The organism is Sneathiella sp. (assembly GCF_029233945.1).
In the GTDB taxonomy this organism is placed as follows: domain Bacteria; phylum Pseudomonadota; class Alphaproteobacteria; order Sneathiellales; family Sneathiellaceae; genus Sneathiella.
Map to the genome: position 1 here is coordinate 1 of NZ_JARGOQ010000035.1, position 3,764 is coordinate 3,764.

Annotated in this window: 3 protein-coding genes and 1 tRNA gene; 3 read left to right on the plus strand and 1 reads right to left on the minus strand. The window is 53.5% G+C overall.

The window, feature by feature from the left end; translation table 11 throughout:
• The first annotated feature begins 73 nt into the window (after positions 1–73).
• A tRNA-Leu gene (locus tag P1U71_RS12070) sits at positions 74–161 on the plus strand.
• A 108-nt stretch (positions 162–269) separates the two neighbouring features.
• Positions 270–1,595 (plus strand): ABC transporter substrate-binding protein, encoded by a 1,326-nt coding sequence (locus P1U71_RS12075; RefSeq protein WP_301105858.1) that lies wholly within the window; start codon positions 270–272, stop codon positions 1,593–1,595.
• Between the two features lie 9 nt (positions 1,596–1,604).
• Here the strand turns inward: P1U71_RS12075 and P1U71_RS12080 are convergent, their stop codons facing one another.
• A complete protein-coding gene (locus P1U71_RS12080) occupies positions 1,605–2,927 on the minus strand; it encodes a pentapeptide repeat-containing protein (protein ID WP_301105859.1) in 1,323 nt (440 codons plus the stop codon).
• A 183-nt stretch (positions 2,928–3,110) separates the two neighbouring features.
• On the opposite strand from P1U71_RS12080, the gene P1U71_RS12085 reads away from it, so the two are divergent.
• Positions 3,111–3,764: hypothetical protein (locus tag P1U71_RS12085; protein WP_301105860.1), on the plus strand; the 654-nt coding region annotated here is incomplete at its 3' end.

Below are 3,764 nucleotides of genomic sequence, written 5' to 3' on the forward strand. Positions count from 1 at the left end.
GCTCCCGAAAATTCGAAACCGCGCCATTATCCCCTTGTTTCACAACGTTTCATTGGGTAGGTTGCAAATCGCCGCCCGCATGGTGAAATTTGGTAAACACAGTAGACTTAAAATCTGCCGCCCGTAAGGGCTTCCCGGTTCAAGTCCGGGTGCGGGCACCATCGCCTTCCTGATAAAGCCTTTTGCAATTTACGGCCAAGTCCATAATATATCAGATGGATCGGCGCGGGGGGGTAGTTGGGGAAGCGAGAATGACACTCTTTCGGAGAATGATGCTTAAGGTGGGTATCGTCATGGCCCTCGCGGCCGGACCGATGCAGGCCGCCGCGGGAGATCGGGCGACCCGCGCCGAGGCTGTTATCCTTGAACTTTCGCAGCAGGCACGGGAAATCCTCTCGCAGACCGACACGCCGCTTCAGAGCCGGGAAAACCATCTCACGGCGGTTATCGGGCGGCATTTTCATTTCACACTGATTTCAGAGCTTGTCGTCGGACCGGGCTGGACAGACCTGCCGCAGCATCAACGGCAGGAGTTCCTCAACCTTTTTCGCGATTTTTACCTTAACGCCTATGGCAGCCAGCTTGGCGGCTATCCCGATGACGAATTCACGATCCTCGACGTTCAGGAAAAAGGCTCCCGCGATGCCTTTGTCACGACGCGGCTGATCCGCCCGAAGCGAGAACCGGTGGTGGTTGACTGGCGCCTGCGGGAGATTTTGGGAGCGCCATTGATCATCGATATCCTTATTAATGGCACCAGCGTCGCCATCAGCCATCGGGAGGGGTTCCAGCCCATCCTTGCAAGCGAGGGTATTGGCGGACTGATCACGCTCTTCCAGATCCGCGCCGAGCGGCTGAATGCGGAAACGCGCGGCTTTGCCGCAGGCGAGCTGTTCGAGCAGGGCCGCTTCGCCGAGGCTGTTACAATCTGGGAGGATCTTGCGGAAAAAGGCAACCCGGAGGCGCAGTTCAACCTCTCCATCATGTATGCGGAGGGGCGCGGGGTCGAGCCGGACAGCGCCCAGGCCGAATACTGGAACGACCGCGCGCTTAAATCCGGCTATCCGCCGGCGCAGCATAACCACGCGCTGACCCTGCTCGCCAAGAAAGAGGATGCGGCGGCCATCGCCCTCCTTGAAAAATCCGCTTCTGCCGATTTCGCGCCGTCGCAATATACCCTCGGCAAGATGTACAGCTACGCCCTTGGCGTCGCGGAAAACCCGGCGCGCGCCTTCGAATTTATCCGTCTCGCCGCCAGTTCCGGCATGCCCGCGGCGCAATATAACCTCGGCAAGAACTATCGCGACGGCTATGGCACGGCGGCGGATGAGGACGCCTCCTTTTTATGGTTTGAGCGGGCGGCGCGGCAAGGCCACGGCAAGGCGCAGGCCAAGCTCGCCGCGCGCTACGGTAGCGGGGAGGGCGTCACCCTTGACGATGTGGAGGCGCTGAAATGGGCCATCCTCGCCGCCAATGACGGGGAGGGGGAAGGCGAGGACTTCCAGAAACTCTATAAGGCCCGTATGACCGAGGTCGATATCGCCCGCGCCGAAGAACGCGCAAAAAACTTCAAGCCCGAACGCGAGGAACCCTGACCCGCCGCGTCATATCCGGAAACGGTTACGTAGCGCAAGGCCGATCAGGAAGATGAAGATAACAGCCAGAACGCCTTCAACCACCATAGCGAAATCCAGCAGATGGTTGACGTCTGATCGGAATAGCGCCTCACGCGATTCCAGCATCGCTGTGCGGGAGATCGCAGCAAAAGGCACCAATGTCGCAAGGGAAAGCTTCAATCCGTTCCAGAGAGGATCAAGCACAGATGTTGCGTACGGCAACCCATTCACGCCGTACATCAAACCAAATATCAGCCAAGTTAGGCCTAAACAAAGGGCAGGCCGCCATAGGCTTCGCCCGAAATCACTTGTCCATTCGTAAAGATAACTGGGAATGAGAGAGAGGCCGGTCGTTTCATAATACCTTTTGGCTTTTAGTTCCTTCGCAAAGAAATCCTGTTCTCGCTCATGATCGCGCGACTGTACAGCAAGTTCTTTCAGACGCCGAAATTTGTCAGCATCTGAATCCGTGGCAGCTTTTGAGAAGACTCCCCATACTTTTTTTGTACGAGTGGAATAGTCAACTTTCATATCATGTAAAGTAAAATGCGCCGATAATTTCGAACGCCTAAAATCCGGCACTTGGGCAAAATAGCTGCTATCTAGATCAATAGGTCCTTCAAATACAACAGCAGTAAAATCACTTTTATATTTTAACTTTGTACTTGCAAATGAAGTGATCTTGGAAAATACGGTAGCATGAAAAGAAACATTTCCCTTGCTGAATATACTTCTGGAAAAGTAAACATTGCCACCACTGAAACTGACATGTCGAAAGAATACATCTCCCCCGATAAATTCCACACCTCTAAAATCAGCATGTCCTCCGCTAAATTCAACACCATCAAAGATCACTCTTCCTTTGCTGAACTTAGCTTCTCTAAAATCGGCGCTTCCGCCTTTGAATTTAGCGCTTTGAAAATTGGCATATCCTCCACTGAATTTAGCTTGGAAAAAATTTGCGACCCCTCCATTGACCTCGGCGCCCCTAAAGTCAACGTTTCCTCCGCTAAATTCAGCTTTAAAAAAGTTAGCGTCTTCACTAGCAAATTTAGCGCCAAAAAAATTTGCATATCCTCCACTAAACTCTGTCGAACTAAAGTCATTAAACTTGAATGTTGTGAAAGAAAAGTCAGCAAATCCGGGAAAAATAAACTCGGCAAACGAAATTCTCTGCGTTGTAAAGTTAAGCCCCGAAAAATCTATACCGACGCCCGGATTCTCTTCTGCCCATCTATTCCAAACCTCTTTCCCCTGTCGGGCAAGGGCGAGAGCATCTTCCTTGGGAAGGACTTTTTCTTCATCCGTCATCTGCTTTCCCCGATTGTTACTATCACCGCCGAACCCACCACTCCCACTATTATAACCAAAACCCAATTAAATCGCCCGCATAATCCTGTGGGGCGGAAAGAGTTGTGGGGTGGGGTGGTTTCTGGTAGGACTTTTGGGAGTTTGCACACTCGCATATGCACAGCTAATCAAGTGGAAGATATTGTGACGGCCCTGATCGATCTGGAGACGACCTTTCTGAAATGCCTCGATACGGCGGGCTATACGGATGATCCCTATGATCTGTGGGAGCTGAACGGCGTTTTCCCGACCGAGGTGGTCGATGACCTGCTCACCCTTAAAATCGGGCCGGGCGATATGGACTACAATATCGGCCGCCGCGAGATCAATAATGACAAGCGGAACTATTTCGACAAGGAGCGGCAGGCCCGCACGCCGGTCGTCAAGGGCATCTCCGATCTGTTCCAGACGCCGGAGGTTGTCGCCGCGATCGAGAAGAAATTCGCCATCGATCTCACCGGAACCTTTCTCCGCATTGAATATACGCAAGACTCGGAGGGGTTCTGGCTGGAACCGCATACGGATATCGGGGTGAAGAAATTCACCATGCAGATTTACCTCTCCCGCGAGGCGGAGGCGGGGACATGGGGTTCCTCCATCTATAAGGACAGCCAGACCTTCGTGCGCAATGTGCCGTTCCGGAGCAACACGGCGAATGTTTTTGTGCCATCACCGCAGACCTGGCACGGGTTCGAGCCGCGCCCCATCAATGGCATCCGCAAGAGCCTGATTGTGAATTACGTCACAGACAAATGGCGCGCCCGGCATGAGCTCGCCTTCCCCGAAGCGCCGGTCCGC

Excerpts from the sequence above, each read along its gene's own strand:
- P1U71_RS12080 (WP_301105859.1), bottom strand. The coding sequence starts at position 2,927 with ATGACGGATGAAGAAAAAGTCCTTCCCAAGGAAGATGCTCTCGCCCTT.
- P1U71_RS12075 (WP_301105858.1), top strand. The coding sequence starts at position 270 with ATGATGCTTAAGGTGGGTATCGTCATGGCCCTCGCGGCCGGACCGATG.